At 45.5% G+C, this 14,573-nt stretch carries 14 protein-coding genes; 6 read left to right on the top strand and 8 right to left on the bottom strand.

Annotation, left to right across the window (positions count from 1 at the left end; translation table 11 throughout):
* The first annotated feature begins 177 nt into the window (after positions 1 to 177).
* The 3 genes from BLHYD_RS04705 to BLHYD_RS04695 all read left to right on the top strand — a co-directional run bounded on the left by BLHYD_RS04705 (position 178) and on the right by BLHYD_RS04695 (position 5,685).
* A complete protein-coding gene (locus BLHYD_RS04705; RefSeq protein ID WP_005949389.1) occupies positions 178 to 810 on the top strand; it encodes a PepSY domain-containing protein in 633 nt (210 codons plus the stop codon).
* A gap of 365 nt (positions 811 to 1,175) precedes the next feature.
* Positions 1,176 to 3,986 carry a serine/threonine protein kinase gene (locus BLHYD_RS04700; RefSeq protein ID WP_005949387.1) on the top strand — a complete coding sequence of 937 codons (2,811 nt, stop codon included), beginning with the start codon at positions 1,176 to 1,178 and terminating at the stop codon, positions 3,984 to 3,986.
* A 316-nt stretch (positions 3,987 to 4,302) separates the two neighbouring features.
* Entirely contained in the window at positions 4,303 to 5,685 is a 1,383-nt protein-coding gene (locus BLHYD_RS04695) for an MATE family efflux transporter (RefSeq protein ID WP_005949385.1), read from the top strand.
* A 62-nt stretch (positions 5,686 to 5,747) separates the two neighbouring features.
* On the opposite strand, the gene BLHYD_RS04690 is transcribed toward BLHYD_RS04695, so the two are convergent.
* The 3 genes from BLHYD_RS04690 to BLHYD_RS04680 all read right to left on the bottom strand — a co-directional run bounded on the left by BLHYD_RS04690 (position 5,748) and on the right by BLHYD_RS04680 (position 7,684).
* Positions 5,748 to 6,308, bottom strand: coding sequence for a flavin reductase family protein (locus BLHYD_RS04690; RefSeq protein ID WP_040350651.1), 561 nt, complete (start codon positions 6,306 to 6,308; stop codon positions 5,748 to 5,750).
* Between the two features lie 107 nt (positions 6,309 to 6,415).
* A complete protein-coding gene (locus BLHYD_RS04685) occupies positions 6,416 to 7,165 on the bottom strand; it encodes a carboxymuconolactone decarboxylase family protein (RefSeq protein WP_005949381.1) in 750 nt (249 codons plus the stop codon).
* 12 nt (positions 7,166 to 7,177) lie between these two features.
* On the bottom strand, positions 7,178 to 7,684 hold the full coding sequence (locus BLHYD_RS04680) for a flavodoxin (protein ID WP_005949379.1): 507 nt from the start codon (positions 7,682 to 7,684) through the stop codon (positions 7,178 to 7,180).
* A 207-nt stretch (positions 7,685 to 7,891) separates the two neighbouring features.
* Here BLHYD_RS04680 and BLHYD_RS04675 point away from each other — a divergent pair, with 207 nt between their 5' ends.
* Complete coding sequence (locus BLHYD_RS04675) at positions 7,892 to 8,830, top strand: LysR family transcriptional regulator (RefSeq protein ID WP_260784488.1); 939 nt, start codon at positions 7,892 to 7,894, stop codon at positions 8,828 to 8,830.
* Between the two features lie 110 nt (positions 8,831 to 8,940).
* On the opposite strand, the gene BLHYD_RS04670 is transcribed toward BLHYD_RS04675, so the two are convergent.
* Genes BLHYD_RS04670 through BLHYD_RS04655 form a run of 4 tightly spaced genes read right to left on the bottom strand, consistent with a single transcriptional unit; the run spans position 8,941 to position 11,531 of the window.
* The gene (locus tag BLHYD_RS04670; RefSeq protein WP_005949373.1) at positions 8,941 to 9,576 is read right to left on the bottom strand and encodes a GNAT family N-acetyltransferase; all 636 of its coding nucleotides are present in this window, start codon (positions 9,574 to 9,576) and stop codon (positions 8,941 to 8,943) included.
* A 53-nt stretch (positions 9,577 to 9,629) separates the two neighbouring features.
* The gene (locus tag BLHYD_RS04665; protein WP_005949371.1) at positions 9,630 to 10,289 is read right to left on the bottom strand and encodes an ABC-2 transporter permease; all 660 of its coding nucleotides are present in this window, start codon (positions 10,287 to 10,289) and stop codon (positions 9,630 to 9,632) included.
* On the bottom strand, positions 10,286 to 11,152 hold the full coding sequence (locus BLHYD_RS04660) for an ABC transporter ATP-binding protein (protein ID WP_005949369.1): 867 nt from the start codon (positions 11,150 to 11,152) through the stop codon (positions 10,286 to 10,288). Before BLHYD_RS04660 ends, BLHYD_RS04665 begins: the two co-directional genes overlap by 4 nt.
* A 1-nt stretch (position 11,153) precedes the next feature.
* Entirely contained in the window at positions 11,154 to 11,531 is a 378-nt protein-coding gene (locus BLHYD_RS04655) for a GntR family transcriptional regulator (protein WP_005949366.1), read from the bottom strand.
* Between the two features lie 163 nt (positions 11,532 to 11,694).
* Here BLHYD_RS04655 and BLHYD_RS04650 point away from each other — a divergent pair, with 163 nt between their 5' ends.
* Positions 11,695 to 12,009 (top strand): DUF3784 domain-containing protein, encoded by a 315-nt coding sequence (locus BLHYD_RS04650; RefSeq protein ID WP_005949364.1) that lies wholly within the window; start codon positions 11,695 to 11,697, stop codon positions 12,007 to 12,009.
* 422 nt (positions 12,010 to 12,431) lie between these two features.
* On the opposite strand, the gene BLHYD_RS04645 is transcribed toward BLHYD_RS04650, so the two are convergent.
* Positions 12,432 to 13,334 (bottom strand): LysR family transcriptional regulator, encoded by a 903-nt coding sequence (locus tag BLHYD_RS04645; protein ID WP_005949361.1) that lies wholly within the window; start codon positions 13,332 to 13,334, stop codon positions 12,432 to 12,434.
* A gap of 365 nt (positions 13,335 to 13,699) precedes the next feature.
* On the opposite strand from BLHYD_RS04645, the gene panB reads away from it, so the two are divergent.
* Positions 13,700 to 14,563: a 3-methyl-2-oxobutanoate hydroxymethyltransferase gene (panB, locus tag BLHYD_RS04640; protein ID WP_005949357.1), complete on the top strand. Its 864-nt coding sequence runs from the start codon at positions 13,700 to 13,702 to the stop codon at positions 14,561 to 14,563.
* Positions 14,564 to 14,573: the final 10 nt, after the last annotated feature.

The raw sequence follows: 14,573 nt of genomic DNA, 5'->3' as shown, positions 1-14,573 counted from the left end.
ACTGTCACCCATTCTAACACAATTTTGTTCAAAGAACACCCATTAAATATAAGGGAGGAATGAAAAAATTTATTTTTTTTTGGAAAATTCTAATCTTCTTTTAATCTTCGCTGGTTATACTACGTATAAATAAAAAACAAACAGATTGATATAGAATATTTTTAGGAGGATTCAAAAATGAAAAAGAAAATCATAACTGCATTATTGGGAACTTGTCTGACACTCTCACTGTTCACCGGATGCGGTGGCGGAAGTTCTTCGGAAAATACCGCAGAAAATCAGCCTACCACCCAGACACAGACCACTCAGGACACCACGACCCCGGCTGCTCAAAATACACAGCAGACCACTGCACCGACACAGAATACCCAGGCTTCCGTCACCGAAGAGGATGCCAAGAAAACGGCTCTGGAAAAATCCCAAGTGGCTGAAGCCGACACCATCGGCCTCACCGTCAAAATGGATTATGACGATGGAATGCAACTCTATGAAGTAAATATTTATACTCCAGAAAAGGATTATGAATACGAAATCAACGCCTCTGACGGCACAATCATAAAAGAAGACATGGAAGCCACCGATCAGGTAGCCAATATTAATTCTCAGACCAGTATCACACCAGATGAGGCTGTGAATATAGTCCTCGGCAAAGTAAGTGGAGCTACAGAAAAAAACGTGCGAATGAAGCTGGAAATGGACGACGGTCGCTCTCTCTATGAAGGAGAAGTGATCTACAACAACACCTCCTATGAATTCGAGATGGATGCAGAGACAGGTACCATCTACGAGTGGAGCCAGGAAACCTTGTAAAAAGATCGACTGCTGCTGTAAAAGTGAAATTCCCCTTTCGTTAGACCAAACAGAAGTCTAAGGAAAGGGGAATTTTGTTTCCACTTAGATATCGCCGCACGTAGATGGAACTCGCCTAATAAATTAAAATCTTGTCTTCATAGACCTGAATATGGTATGCTTCTCTCATAATGGAAAAAAAGAATCCTGCCCCGCAGGATTCTCCGCCTGCGGCGGGTTGCGTCAGCAACATTTTCGTTTCCGCCGCAGTGCGATCCTACGGAGTATTTGTGTTATAGGAAAGAGCTTTCACGCATTAGCGTGACAAGGTCTTTCTTATAACATGAAAACGATTGGCATGACTCCCAATCTGAGCAGGAGATATTATGAATATAAAAGATTACCATTTGAAATCTGGCACACTGCTAGATGAGCGTTATCAAATAGAAACTGTCATCGGTGAGGGTGGATTCGGAATCACCTATTCTGGTTTTTCTCTTCATCAAAAAGACAAAAAGATAGCAATTAAGGAATTTTATCTCAAAGATTGTATGGACCGGGACTGCCGTAGTTCTAATGTCGTCCAGATTCTGCGCGAAGAAGACGAAGAATATTGTAAACGCCAAAAACAGAGATTTTTAAAAGAAGCCCGTACCGTCAGCGATTTTGCCCAGGAGCCCGGAATCGTCCGCATCACAGATTACTTTGAGGAAAACCAGACTGCCTATATCGTCATGAATTATCTGGAAGGCCAAACTTTAAAAAAATATATGAAGACACAGCCTCCCATGGAAGCGGAATCCGCGTTTCGCCTCATGTTGCCGCTGATGGGTACTCTGGCAAAAATCCACAGCTACGGTATCATCCATAGAGATATCAGCCCTGACAACCTGATTCTCGGGCCTGACGGCAAACTGACCCTCATCGATTTCGGAGCCGCAAAGGCTTATTCTCCAACGATAGATCAGACCTGTTCCATCATCTTAAAAGGAGGATATGCCCCCTGTGAACAGTATGACAGCCGCGGAAAACTAGGGCCTTGGTCAGACATCTACGCCCTATGCGCTGTCATCTATTTCTGTATCACCAAACATGCGCCTGACGACGCGTTCCAGCGAATGCTCCACGACGAGCTGAAATCTCCCAGTGAATTGGGCATCTCTATAAGCCCGGCCCTGGAGCGTATCCTGATGAAAGGGCTGTCTATGGATATCCCCTCCCGTTATCAGCATATGCAAGACCTGATTTGCGATGTCAAAGAGCAAATCCGCGAAGTGGACCCAAAGATCATTCGACTTCGATGGATAAAACGAATCAGCTTCGCGCTTTGTATCTTAGCCGTGCTGTCTGGAATCGCCTTCTGGTACTATCAAAGCCATCTAGAACAGTTTAAATTCCACGGGGCGGAAACTTTCACCATGACCTTTGGACAGAGTCATGAGCTCTCTGACTCCGGTTACTCCCAGGCAAAGGATATCTTAAAACAGAGAGTTGAAATTCTCGCAGGTGAAAAAAACTATATCCAGTCTCAGGAAAAAAACGGCGACGTCACCTATGTCCTGCCTGCTAAGACCTTCCGTTCCATTTCCAAGAAAGCCGCAGAGCACTACGTCTCTCTCAACGATATTCTGAAACATTTTCTGGCAGGCGCAGGCCAGCTATCTCTGTCAGATCTGGATTTGAACACTGAGACTGTGAAAGGCGTTCAGATAAAAAAGGGGGTACTCGAAGGTTTCGACTCTGAGGAATACGCAGACATTCCAGAAAACGAAGCCTACTATTATCTGGAAATTACGCTGAATGATAAGACCAAAAAACAAGTTCAAACATATCTTCAGAAATATCCTGACGACTCTCTGACGTTGTTCAGAGACTACACATGGACAACCGAAAACTATTATAAAAGTTCCCTGGGTTCTTTCATATATACCATCTATGACCGCGACAATTTTCAAAAGCTGTGCCTAACCAGCTGGATTCAGGATAAATCCTTCTACGAACTGCTCACATACGATATCACCCACGAGTCCTATGAGTCAGACCTTGCCTATTCCTACCTTCCGCCCACTACCTGGGAAGAAGTGGAATCCTCCATGATCGCGGGAGATAATCAGGTCAATGAAGCCTCCATCGAAGACCCCGCCGTATACCTGCAGTATACCTGCAGTCCTCTGGCCGAGCTGTCCAATGGAGAGTGGTATGAGACACTGGCTGACTTCAAGATACTGATGGATACCCTGGATGTTCCTTACGCCTTCGGCATCTCCTCCTTTCAAGAACAAGACATTACTCTGAAAATCGCAAAGAAAGATCTATATCTTGAAATGGCGTCACTGCTGATTCAGCGCGGTGGAATCAAACTGTCCGATCTGGGAGGTGCATCCATGTACCTCTCATCTTCTTCCGCGGGAGACATGATATTTGAAGAAAAGCAGCCCGCAAATACCTGGATGATGAAATTCAGCGATGAATATGATATCGAGAATCTGCAGACATGTACCAAAACAATGCTAGACCATGGGAGAGACACTTTATATCTGACCTTTGGCGGTTATAAACTGGCCTCCTGCAAAATTTCTGATGTTATCACAGACGGAACCGTAGAATTAACCCCTGCTAAGACTGCCCGCATGAAAACGAAAACTCTCGCTGATTTCCTGTACACAATGATGACAGAAGTCAAGAGTACAAGCAACTACTCCGCAGACACCATCAGCTATACCTGTGCAGACGGAACACTGGATTTGGATGTGGACATTGACAAAGACTGGATTTTAGAAAATCCGTTTCTGGATAAGATCCAGACAGAGGCCAAGAGCATCGATCCTGATATCGAAGTCAAAAGTTCTTCCCCTGAACAGTTAACAGTCACGCTTCCCTACGAACCGGAGCAAGATCTGATATCCAAATTCACCAAAACCGTCGAAACCTTGTATGAACGCTGCGATCTCGGTAATGGTTTTTATCAGACTATCTATTTCCAGCTAGACACCAGCCTGCTAAATGACAGAGAAGACTTTTATTACCGTTTCTCCTGCTACAGTGATTATGAGGTTTCCCTATACGTGTACCTTGGTCAAAACCGCATGGAGAAATACCAAGATGAGATGGAGAAAACCCTCAAGGAAAACAGTTTCCTCCATCCATTTACCCAATCTGAATATTTCGAGTTTTATTCTGCCTCCCAGGAATCCTGAAAATTCCAGCGTTTCTACTTCGGAGGAAAATTTTGTTTGGATTTTTTCACAACACGGAACGAGGGTATCGCTCCATCATAGACAATATGATTTTGCGACACCCTCAATAAACAACTATACGGCCGATAAGTACAAAATCCAGAGCAGTTTTATTTGCAAAAAACATCCTTGTCTTTCACAATCAAATCTGTTAGAATAACTGAGTAAACCATTTCGGGTGAGCACCTACCGTATGCAAGGCTAACTTACATACGGTTTTTATTTTATAAAAAATTCCTGTTTTATATTTTACAATGCCAAATAGGGAGAAAGAAACATGGAACTTAAACATACCATAAAAAACTCAAAACAGCCATCTGCTATAGATACCCAGCACGGCATCGCCTACGCTTTGCTAAAATTCAGCCTCCCACTCATTTTAAGCGGCATACTACAGCAACTTTACAATTGGGCTGACGCCTTTATCGTCGGAAACATCGAAGGAGAATTAGCCCTGGCAGCCATTGGTTCCACCACTACAGTCATTAATTTTTACTTGACGGCAATCACCGGTTTTACCTTAGGGCTTTCCATCCTATTCGGACAAAAATACGGCAGCGGACAATTCAAAGACATCCCTCATATTTTGTCAACCTTCTGCATATTTCTCGGGGCCGTCTTCTTGTTCTTCGCCGCAGCCGCCATTTTTCTAGCTTATCCCTTGCTTCGCCTTTTACACACGACACCAGAGACCCTTCCCTTAGCAGGCAGTTATCTACAGATCGTTCTGGCAGGTATTCCCTACCTGGCCGTGTACAACGTCTACTCTGCTGCTTTGCGTGGAATCGGTGACAGCCGGACCCCGTTTCTGGCAGTTTTGTTTTCCTCTGCCATAAACGTTGTGATGGACATCCTTTTTGTGGCCTTTTTTCGCTGGGGTGTCCAAGGGGCCGCAAGCGCCACTGCGATCTCCCAAGGGGCAATGACCGTCTTCTTAATCGTCTACGCCACAAGAAAGCACACGCTCCTGTGTTTCCAACTTCATTGGTATCCACTAAATCTGTCATTGCTAAGGCAAGGGGTTCGCTTTGGCCTTCCACCCATGATTCAATCCAGCATCAGCGCCTGCGGAAGCCTGATACTCCAAAATTTCATGAACGGATTTGGCACTCAGACTGTGGCTGCCATCACCACTGCGTATCGTATTGACACCATCGTTTTGCTTCCCATCATTAATCTAGGGTCTGGGATTTCCACCTTTACCGCTCAAAGCTACGGTGCCGGAGAAGCTAAAAAGGCAAAAAAAACACTTTTCGTGGGACTTATCTTAATGGCTGCCGTCTCTTTACTGCTGACCGGGCTAGTCATTCCCACAGGCGGCCGCCTAATTGCTTTGTTCGGGGCAAGTGAGGAAGCCGTCGGAATAGGTCAAAACTTCTTCCAGAGAATCGCGTGTTTTTATATCATCTACGGTCTTGCCACCGCAGTACGCGGGTACTTAGAAGGACTCGGGGATATGGTCTATTCCAGCGCTGCAGGCATCCTATCGTTACTGTTTCGAATCACCACTTCCTACGGGCTCGTCTCTCTCTTCGGCAATATGATTATCGCCTATGCGGAAGGCTTTTCCTGGGGAGTCCTTCTGTTATTATATCTGCTTCGGCTTCCATTTAGACGTTCCTCAAAAAAAGCAAAACCCCCAACCCTCCACACCCCATAAGTACTTTTGGCACGCAAAGAACCCAGACCTTCCTAGAAGATCTGGGTTCTCCTCTTCCGCCATCATTTCAAAGCCAATCCGTCCTTAAACGCATTGCCGACTTTCTCTCCCAACTTCAAATATGCCATGTTGACAGGGTCAAACACGATCGGGTCAAGCTTTGCCGGGTCAATTTTTCCGTTCTCACCGAGTACGCTCTCATCCGCGCTGACATTCACGATCTCTCCTACCATACGGCAGGACTGCGCATCATAGCTTACCAGCCTGCACTCCACCGCCATAGGCAGCTCCTCAATAAGCGGAGCGTCCACAAATTCTGATTTTACCGCGTGAAATCCAGCTTTTTCAAATTTATTTTTTACCTTATTTCCTGACTCCACACCCACGTAATCGCAGGCCACCACATGGGCCGCGTCTGCCATGCTGACGGTGAACGCCTTGCGCGCCAAAATATTTTTTACCGTCTTATGGCCTGGACTTAAACACATGGAAATCTGGGTGTCATCGCTGATTCCGCCCCACGCAGCATTCATCGCGTCCGGCGTACCATCCTCATCGTAGGCCGCTACAATATAGACGGGCTGCGGATAGGTATATGGTTTTGCTCCAAAATTTTTTCTCATTTTGATCTCCTCCATTGACAATCATTCGCAATTTTACTTCTGTCTGACTTTTTTCAGTCATCTTTCCGTCCTCTATGATAACAGGACATGAGGCCTGTCTGCAACTGTTATTTTTCATACTGCTCTTCTGTCACTGCCTCACACCACTCATTTTCCGTATCCTCACCCGGCACTTCCACCGCCAGATGAGAAAACCAACTGTCCTTTACTGCCCCATGCCAATGTTTCACACCCGCCGGAATATTCACCACATCCCCCGGCTTTAGCTCTCTGGCTTCTTTGCCCCACTCCTGGTACCTGCCTTTTCCGGCGACACAGATTAAAATCTGTCCGCCGCCTTTTTTTGCGTGATGAATATGCCAGTTGTTCCGGCATCCCGGCTCAAAGGTCACATTGAAGATCCCCATCTGCGACGCTGACAGAGGCGCGAGATAACTCTTCCCGGTGAAATACTGCGCAAATCCATCGTTTGGCTCTCCAATGGGAAAAATCATGGACTTTGCATGGTTCGCCATGGCGTCATCCGTTTTAATCTCCTCCTCCCACACCTCCTTCGCCATATAAAATGCCGCCCAGGCTTTTGGCCAGCCCGCGTAAAAAGCCGTATGGGTCAGAATCTCAGCGATTTCCGTCCTGGTCACTCCATTGTTTTTGGCGGAAATCAGATGATACTTAAAGGAAGAGTCCACAAGCCCCTGGGCCATCAGTGCCACCACCGTCACGACAGAGCGGTCCCTGAGGGAGAGCTGCCCCTCTCTGCTCCACACCTCCCCAAACAATACGTCATCATTCAGCTGAGCGAATTTCGGTGCAAATTCCCCTAAATTTTTCCTTCCCGCTGTCTGCTTCACTGCCATTTTTCTGCCTCCTTACTCTCTATACCACTTTTCCAAAGCGCTTCCCGATTTTCCTGCTTTGCTTCCATAGATCGGCAGGCCCTTTCCCACAACTGCTCCCGGGCAGAGCCTTCGAATATCCTGCTCACTGCGCCCCATGCCGCTCCCTTCATGGGTACAGAATGGACGAATCACCTTTCCGCCAAAATCAAAATGCTCCAAAAACGTAAACACCGCCATCGGCATCGTCCCCCAATAGTTAGGGTACCCAAGATAAATCGTGTCATAGTTTTCCAAATTCCGTGGATATGCTTTCAGTTTTGGGCGGGCATCCATCTTCTGGTCTGCCTGCGCCTGAGCAATGCATTCATTATAATTGGGGGAATATCCCTGGACCGGCTCTATCTTAAACATATCCGCCTGGGTCAGCTCCCTTAAAAGCTCTGCCGCGACTTCCGTGTTGCCGACGGTCAGATTCTTCAGCATACCACTGACGTAATTTTCATCTCCCCTTGAAAAATATGCGATAAGTTCCGCCATACGTCATCCTCCTTTATCTCTCAGCGCTGTCCGTTCACGCAGCCTAGACCGGCCGGGCCGCCGTCGTCCGCTTTTACAGTGAACGGCATCCGCTATATCTTGATTCCATTATAGACCCTTTCGCTTTGACTCGGAATCTCCGTTGTGTTATCATTGTATAAACTTATTGTTCATACAAATTTATTTTCCACAGACAAGGAGGAGCCTATGTTTAACCCACAGCTAAGCGTTTTCGTCTGCGCGGCAGACTGCGGCAGCTTTACAAAAGCTGCTGATTTACTCTTTATCTCCCCCACTGCGGTCATGAAAAAAATCAACGCCCTGGAGGCACATCTGAACTTGACATTGATAGAGCGAAGCCCCGCTGGAATTCGCCTGACTCCTGCCGGAGAGTCCATCTATAGGGACGCTAAATTTCTTTTCGAGTATTCGAGACGTTCCATTGAAAGCGCCAGAAAAGCAGCCGACATCGACAGCCGCACCTTTCACGTGGGCACTTCCCTGCTGAACCCGGCAAAGCCTTTTATGGACCTGTGGTGCCAGGTCAGCGCAGAATTTCCTGATTACAGGCTCCATCTGGTTCCCTTCGAAGACAATCATGAGGGAATCCTCTCAGAGATCTCACAGCTGGGGGAGAAATTTGATTTTTTAATCGGAGTTTGCGATTCCAAGCTCTGGCTGGACCGCTGTAATATGCTGCCTCTGGGCAGATATAAAAAGATGGTCGCCGTCTCCAAAGAGCATCCTCTCGCGGGCCGGTCCCGCATCGAAATTGAAGATTTGTACGGGGAGACTCTGATGATGGTCAAACGAGGAGATTCCGACACCAACGACTCCATCCGAAAGGATTTGGAAACCTTCCACCCGCAGATTCAAATCGAAGACACGCCCCAGTTCTACGACATCTCCGTCTTCAACCGCTGTTCAGAAACCGGCAAGGTTCTTCTCACACTGGACTGCTGGACAGAAGTCCACCCGGCATTGGTCTCCATCCCCGTAAACTGGGATTACAGCATTCCCTACGGCCTGCTGTACAGCTTAACTCCCACGCAGGATGTCAGACGTTTTGTAAACACGGCAGCAGAGAACCAGAAAATCGAAGGCACCGCTCATCTTTCGCACCGCCATGGCGCCTCTGTGCGGTGAGTTGCCTTATCGCGGCATACTGTACCAGCAGCATTTTCCTCTTCGCCGCAGTGCGGTCATATAAAAGCAAAGCATCCAGCACTTATTGCTGAACGCCTTGCTTTTGTCTTCTACTGCACCGTGGAATGGCTGAGTATATAAAATTCTTCCTGGCTCGGTTGATGTCTTTTTTCCATTTTTTCCAAGCTGTCATCAAACCTCTGGGCTTCCGTTTCATCAATCTGCATAACCGGGCTGTCATAGTAGAACCATTTCCGTCCATCCAGGGCGCCCTCTTTCAGCTCCTTTACCATCATCGCCGCCGGATAGCTCCCGCCCTCCAGACAGACATTGTACTTCTTACAGCTTCGGAAGCCTCTGCTGACATAATTGCCCGGATTTCCGAATATGACGATCACCTCGTACCCAAGCGCGGCCGCTTTCCCAAAAGAGTATTCTATCAGAGCTTTTCCATATCCTTTTCTCTGGTACTCAGGTAGGATGCTGACCGGGCCAAAAGTCAGAATCTCCTTCGTCTCCCCCGCCTCGTCCCTCAGCTTTGCCTTCGTGTACATGATATTTCCAATCACCTCACCATCCAGCTCAGCCACGAAATCCAGCTCCGGCAGGAAATCCTCATGCTCTCTCATAATATGAACCAGATAGTGCTCCACACACCCTGGGACATACAAATTATAAAACGCTTTCCTCGTGATCTCTTCCACCGTTTTATAGTCCGTTCTCTTCTCGTTTCTAATCTGAAACATTGCTAACTCTCCTTTTTAATTCCTTATTAGGGCTTATAAACTCCATTTTTCTTTTATCTTTCCACTTTCTTATAAATCATTGCCGATATGGCATAAGACCCCATATACGCGGCCACTGTCACAACCAAAATAATCACCAGGCTCACATAATAAGTGAAATCAGACACCGTCTCGCCCTGAACAATCACATTGGCGAGCATACTCAGGGCAACGACAATCCCTGCCGCTCCCAGCACAGCCAAAACCATGGCGATCTCCGCCCTTTCTTCTCCCCACCAATAATACAGAGGATAGGCCACTGCACCAATCAAGAAGGCCAGGATGCCTCCTCCCAGAACCAAAGTGACCGCATCACGAAAACCATAATAAAAGTAAACATTTCCATGAATCAAGACAGACACTGTCAAAAAAAGTGCCACTGCTGCACAACCTGCCGCTCCACAGACCGCATGACTGATATATTGACTCTTCACAATATCTTTTCGTCTCACCGGTAAAGTACATTTATATTGACACCATCTCGAGGCACTCTCTTTTCTCAGACATGAAACGGCGAGAATTGCCATCACTGGAGCCGGAATAAATGCAAAAACACTGACCATGGAAGTATCTCCTAAAATTGAAAAAATCACTCCCGCAAAGACAATCACTCCTATAAATATTTTCACATTCTCCGCAATTCCATAAAAATTATTTATCAACAGACCTCTCATCTTTTCTCCCCTTTCGTCAGCAATACCACCAATTCGTCAATAGAAACATGATCGACCACCGTCCCCGGATACTTTTTCAAGATCTTTTCCCTGTCTGATACCAACACGTCGATCTGATAGTCCCGCCTGCGCCAAGCAATTTTGTCATTTTCCTCCATCGCATTAAATTGGCCCTTCCCGCATCGCATCACTCCATAATGGTAAACAATTTTATCTTTTTCCTCCGTCAGCAGGATTTTCCCTTTATGAATGAGAACGATATAGTCTGCAATCTTTTCCAAGTCACTGGTAATATGAGTAGAGAATAAAATGGAACGTTTTTCTGTGCCGACAAAGTCCAAAAAAATATCCAGCATCTCATCCCTCATACTTGGGTCAAGCCCACTGGTAGCCTCGTCCAAAATCAACAAGTCTGGATGATGGGAAAGCGCTGCTGCGATTGCCAGCTTCATTGTCATTCCCTTGGAATAGGTCTTGATTTTCTGACCTTTACTGAGCCCAAATTCTTTCAGATAAAACTGAAAAAGCGCGTCATCCCATTTCTCGTAAATTCCTCTAAAAATGTCAGAGAGCTGTCCCGCTGAATAATATCCAGGAAAATTCTCTCCATCATAGACAACCCCAATCCTCTGCTTTATTTCTACATCCTGTTCCTGCATTTCCCTTCCAAATACCTCTATGGAACCGCTGTCACGGGATATTGTGTTTAAAACGCATCCGATTGTCGTGGATTTTCCCGCTCCGTTTTCTCCAACAAATCCCACAATAGAACCATAAGGTACAGAAAAGGAAATCTGTTCGAGTCGAAAATCAGATTTTTTATAAGCCTTTGACACCTCTTTCAGTCTTAGAATACTCTCCATTTTACTCGTCCTCCATATAAAAAATCGTTAGCAACTCTTTTAAAGTCTCTAGAGAAATCTGATTGATTCTCCCTATCTCTGCCGCAATCTGTAAATGTTCTTCTGCCAACCGCTGCTGTTCTTCCTGGTAAAATTCCTTATTTCTCGCCGCCACAAAGCTTCCTCTGCCCACAGCAGTTTCTATGAACCCCTCCCTGTGCAGCTCTTCGTATGCCTTCCGAACGGTGATGACACTGACATGAATCGACTTTGCCAGCGCTCTCACAGAAGGAATTGTATCCCCGGCATGCAACTCTCCACTCATAATCATAGCTTTAAACTGTGACGTAATCTGCTCATAAATAGGTTTATCTGCATTGTTACTGATAATAATCTGCATCTTTCACGACACCTTTCTTTAAACTGTGCTTATTGAGTAAGCACATTATATTCACTTTACATAAATTTGTCAATACCTCTGCGGTATGTTTTATCGATTGTAATCAATACTTCATTCTGCTAAAATAAACATAGAACCATTTCGTTTTATAAGGAGAAAATTTATGTTTCCATTGCTCATGGATCTTCCTATGGGATTGATCTCGCTCCTTCTCGGACTCTATTTTTTCCGATCAAATGGCAAAGCTGCCTCTCTCCTGTCCGGCTACAATACAAAGTCCGTCAAAGAGCGCGAAAAATTTGATGAGAAAGAAATGTGCCGTTGTTACGGAAAAAAAATGATCATCATGGGAATAGTGTTTCTGTTCGCGGTTGTGATTGATCTAATCCAGCCAGGCCTGGGCTGTACTCTGGCTTGGTGCATATGGACTGTACTCTTTATTCTGTTGCTGAGAGACCGAGCAAGACGGGAAAAATAGTGAGCAAACCCACTTTAACTCCCCTTTCTCTCAATCTTGGAGAGCACAGTCCCACTTTGCGCGCCAAACACAATTGTCTATGGCGACCACCTCTTGTGCGACATATTGACTCACTTAGTGAACAAGTATACAAGGTAATGCTCATCTATGACGAAGTGTTACTGTTATTTAAAAATACTCTTACACATTGTCATGATAACGTCTTTCCCGTAACAAAAAAAGGTCTTCTATGCTATTTCACCATAGAAGAACCTTTTGAACTATTTATGCCTTTCATACACGAAGTATTTGTACCCCTTCACAGGCATACTGTTCTTTTCTCCTCTCTCTTTGAACAGTTATGCCTATAATCCATTTGATAATTAAGAATTTTTCCGCTTAATTATTTTTCTCACATTCCCCATCAATTCACATTAAGCATATTACTTTCTAAAGTATGGCATTTCTGTCGGATACTCTTCCCGGACATAATCCATAATAAGTTTCACAATTGCAGAGACGGGACTAGACGGATGGGTGTTTGTCAAAGTGGCAATGCCTATCAATCGGTAAGGTGCGCTCTCAATCGGATAGACATTTATGCCTCTGCTGTTCTTTTCCAGTACCAGCTCCGGCATGATACTGACACCAAGGCCACTTTCCACAAGAGCAATGATGGAGCTGTCCTCCTGTATTGAGTGTACTGACTTAGTATCAAGACCGTTTGCTTCCATGAAAGCGATTGCGTCGAAATCTGAACCTGGTCCAGGTATAATAAGTTCAAAATGTTTTATTTCCTCAAGAGTTATATAAGAGACGTTGACAGGTATAAAACTGCTAGGAGTAATACACAACAGACGATCATGCAGCAGAGGAATTGCGGCAAGGTTTTTGCGCGTAGGAAGGCTTACAAACGCCAGCTCAAGAGAACCATTAAGCAGACCGTTCTCCAGTTCGTCGTAACCACCTTGATAAATATTGATACTCACGTCGGGCAGACTCTCATGCAGCCGCTGCAAAATTGCCGGCAGCCACGCACAACAAACACTGTTGATGACACCAATCCGCACAAGGCCGTTCATATCACCTTTGATACGCTGAAGTTCTGAGTGCAGGCGCATGTCCGCGTCCAGTATTGTGCGTATATGTGGCAAAAGCATTTTACCGTACTGTGTAAGTTCCATACTGCGACGGCCACGCACAAACAGAGGCAGTCCAAATTCCTTCTCTAATTTAGCCAACGAATGACTGACTGCTGCCGGCGTCAGATGCATGGACTCTGCCGCTTTTCTAAGATTGCCCTCTTTCACGATAAGATCTAATATTTTATAATCCCACAATGACATATCTCTTCCCCCATTTGTGTTTGTACATAAATTATACAACATTTTTATAAAAAAGATATAATATTTCTATATAATTTATATTTATTTGCAAATTATATAATATTTCCATGACAAAAATATAAAATTCCAATAAATTAATCAAATATTTTTGAACTGACATTATAAAAATATTTGTCTAAAACCAATCAATGCCTGTATTTTATTTTTGATCTTTTCAGAAAATGAACCGTATTGATATCAAAACAGGATTGGAATTCTGTCTTTCATTTAAACATCCCGTTTAATATTATTCGTTTTACAGAAACGCACAGATGCATTAAAATTAAATTAGTTTCTCGATTTAAACTGATGAAAGGAGACAAATCATGACTAAAAAAAAGTGTATACATGACCTATATAAGATGAAAGAAAACGGAGAAAAGGCCTGCTGGATTGTAGTATACGACAGCGTATTCGCCTCCTATGCTGAGGAAGCTGGGGTGGATATGATACTCTGCGGTGACTCCATGGGCATGATTGTCTATGGCTGGCCGGGTACCGTTCCCGTCACCATGGACATGAGCATTGCCCATTGTCAGGGTGTGCGCCGCGGCGCTCCCAACACCTATCTTATCGGCGATATGCCGTTCGGTTCTTATCATAAAAGCTGTGAGGATGCTGTCGCCAACGCAATTCGCTTCTACAAAGAGGCAGACGTGGACGCCATTAAACTCGAAGGCGGCGTCGCCGTCGCAGATAAAATACGCGCCATCGTCAACGCAGGGATGGTCGTCTTCGGTCACATTGGCCTCACTCCGCAAAGCTCCGCTTCTATGGGCGGTTTCAAAGCACAGGGGCGCACCACAGATTCCGCCCGCGCGGTCATCGAGGATGCTGTCGCTGTTTACAAAGCCGGCGTGCGCACACTACTTCTCGAAGGCGTACCTGAAGAGGTCTGCGCCTACATACACAAAATGCTGCCTATTCCGGTCTATGGCATTGGTGCCGGCGCGGACTGTGACGGACAGGTACTGCTCAGCGCTGACCTGCTGGGTATGTACAGAAACTTCACGCCTAAGTTTGCGAAGAAGTTTGCCGACATCGGAGATATTGCTACTCAAGGCATGATCGACTACGTGAAGGAAGTCAAGGACGGAGTCTTCCCTGCACCGGAACACAAATACAAACTTTCCGGCGGTGCTGCTGAATTTGAAAAACTATTTGATGAAATGTCTCCGCTTTTCGAATGACTAAACCTTT

The organism is Blautia hydrogenotrophica DSM 10507 (genome assembly GCF_034356035.1).
Classification (GTDB): domain Bacteria; phylum Bacillota; class Clostridia; order Lachnospirales; family Lachnospiraceae; genus Blautia_A; species Blautia_A hydrogenotrophica.
This window is presented reverse-complemented; position numbering and strand designations above follow the sequence as displayed.

What these genes read in the sequence shown, in the direction of transcription:
- BLHYD_RS04700 (WP_005949387.1), top strand. Translation starts at nt 1,176, where the DNA reads ATGAATATAAAAGATTACCATTTGAAATCTGGCACACTGCTAGATGAG.
- BLHYD_RS04660 (WP_005949369.1), bottom strand. Translation starts at nt 11,152, where the DNA reads ATGGAGAGTATTCTAAGACTGAAAGAGGTGTCAAAGGCTTATAAAAAA.
- BLHYD_RS04665 (WP_005949371.1), bottom strand. Translation starts at nt 10,289, where the DNA reads ATGAGAGGTCTGTTGATAAATAATTTTTATGGAATTGCGGAGAATGTG.
- BLHYD_RS04705 (WP_005949389.1), top strand. Translation starts at nt 178, where the DNA reads ATGAAAAAGAAAATCATAACTGCATTATTGGGAACTTGTCTGACACTC.
- BLHYD_RS04685 (WP_005949381.1), bottom strand. Translation starts at nt 7,165, where the DNA reads ATGGCAGTGAAGCAGACAGCGGGAAGGAAAAATTTAGGGGAATTTGCA.
- panB (WP_005949357.1), top strand. Translation starts at nt 13,700, where the DNA reads ATGACTAAAAAAAAGTGTATACATGACCTATATAAGATGAAAGAAAAC.
- BLHYD_RS04695 (WP_005949385.1), top strand. Translation starts at nt 4,303, where the DNA reads ATGGAACTTAAACATACCATAAAAAACTCAAAACAGCCATCTGCTATA.
- BLHYD_RS04675 (WP_260784488.1), top strand. Translation starts at nt 7,892, where the DNA reads ATGTTTAACCCACAGCTAAGCGTTTTCGTCTGCGCGGCAGACTGCGGC.
- BLHYD_RS04690 (WP_040350651.1), bottom strand. Translation starts at nt 6,308, where the DNA reads ATGAGAAAAAATTTTGGAGCAAAACCATATACCTATCCGCAGCCCGTC.
- BLHYD_RS04655 (WP_005949366.1), bottom strand. Translation starts at nt 11,531, where the DNA reads ATGCAGATTATTATCAGTAACAATGCAGATAAACCTATTTATGAGCAG.
- BLHYD_RS04645 (WP_005949361.1), bottom strand. Translation starts at nt 13,334, where the DNA reads ATGTCATTGTGGGATTATAAAATATTAGATCTTATCGTGAAAGAGGGC.
- BLHYD_RS04650 (WP_005949364.1), top strand. Translation starts at nt 11,695, where the DNA reads ATGTTTCCATTGCTCATGGATCTTCCTATGGGATTGATCTCGCTCCTT.
- BLHYD_RS04680 (WP_005949379.1), bottom strand. Translation starts at nt 7,684, where the DNA reads ATGGCGGAACTTATCGCATATTTTTCAAGGGGAGATGAAAATTACGTC.
- BLHYD_RS04670 (WP_005949373.1), bottom strand. Translation starts at nt 9,576, where the DNA reads ATGTTTCAGATTAGAAACGAGAAGAGAACGGACTATAAAACGGTGGAA.